Annotated in this window: 1 protein-coding gene; it reads right to left on the reverse strand. The window is 49.7% G+C overall.

Annotated features, from left to right (window positions below):
- Nucleotides 1-127 precede the first annotated feature (127 nt).
- Complete coding sequence (locus ACFQ03_RS14750) at nt 128-1,126, reverse strand: LacI family DNA-binding transcriptional regulator (RefSeq protein WP_379289052.1); 999 nt, start codon at nt 1,124-1,126, stop codon at nt 128-130.
- Nucleotides 1,127-1,164 lie beyond the last annotated feature (38 nt).

Below are 1,164 nucleotides of genomic sequence, written 5' to 3' on the forward strand. Positions count from 1 at the left end.
TTGGCCCCTTTACCGCCTGCATTCATGAAGAAATCACCGCCTAAAACGGTTTCTCCACGACCGGGACGATGTTTCAGACTAACGACCATGTCCATATTTAGGCTACCCACAACAACTATCTGAGCACTCATTCTTCGTCCACCCCACCGCATGATTCTCTATTGATGAGCTTATGCTCCATGATCACATTCTTCGTCCCGGACCTCACCCCTTTCATTTGGTCATCCAGCAGCTGTACAGCGGTAACACCGATCTGGTAAGCCGGAATGGATATCGTACTTAGCGTTGGACGCGACATCACACTGAACGGAATATCGTCACAACCGATGACGGCAATGTCTTCGGGAACCCTGTGCCCGAGACGGTGAATTTCCTGCATAGCCCCAAGGGCCAGCAGATCGTTCGCAGCAAACAGAGCGGTTGGCGAATACTCATCAATCACAGATCCGATTTGATGGACACCCGACTCGAAGCTGAACGAACCTACGCTAACGAACGGCTCCAGGCCGGCTGCATGCATCGCATCCAAGTAGCCGCGCTTCCGATTTTCTGCCGATTGGATATTTTTCGGTCCGGCCAAATGGGCAATGCGGCTATGACCTCTGGCGATAAAATATTGAACGGCCTCATATGCAGCCCTGTAGTCATCGATCATTACGGCATCAAAAGGCGTGCCTGCGATCAAGCGGTCACAAAGAACAATAGGAGTCTGCATATGGGTCAATTCATGAACCGTTGCTTCCCCCAAGATCGTTGAAATGAGCACGATCCCCCCTACTTGTTGCTCCATCATTTTGTAAATATATTCCTTCTCTAATGCAGGATCGTTATCGGTATTACTAATAAAAAGAGAGTAGCCAAGCTGATGGGCAGCATCCTCAATGCCACGAGCCAGTACCGGAAAGTACGGATTTGTAATATCCGGAAGAATCAGGCCGATCATATTCGATCGGTTTGTCGCCAGGTTTCTTGCGATTGCGCTTGGACGATAGTCCAGTTCCTTAATTGCGCGCAGGACCCGTTCCCTGATCTCCTCCTTCACCTGAGGATTACGGTTGAGGACGCGAGACACCGTCGCCTTGGATACTTGAGCCCGTTCTGCCACATCAAGAATGGTTGGTTTCATCCTTTTCACTCACCTACATTTCGATAATAAAAAAACGT

It is taken from the genome of Paenibacillus residui (assembly GCF_042677205.1).
Taxonomy (GTDB): domain Bacteria; phylum Bacillota; class Bacilli; order Paenibacillales; family NBRC-103111; genus Paenibacillus_L; species Paenibacillus_L residui.

Bases quoted from the DNA above. Each gene is read 5' to 3' on its own strand.
- ACFQ03_RS14750 (WP_379289052.1), bottom strand. From the start codon at position 1,126: ATGAAACCAACCATTCTTGATGTGGCAGAACGGGCTCAAGTATCCAAG.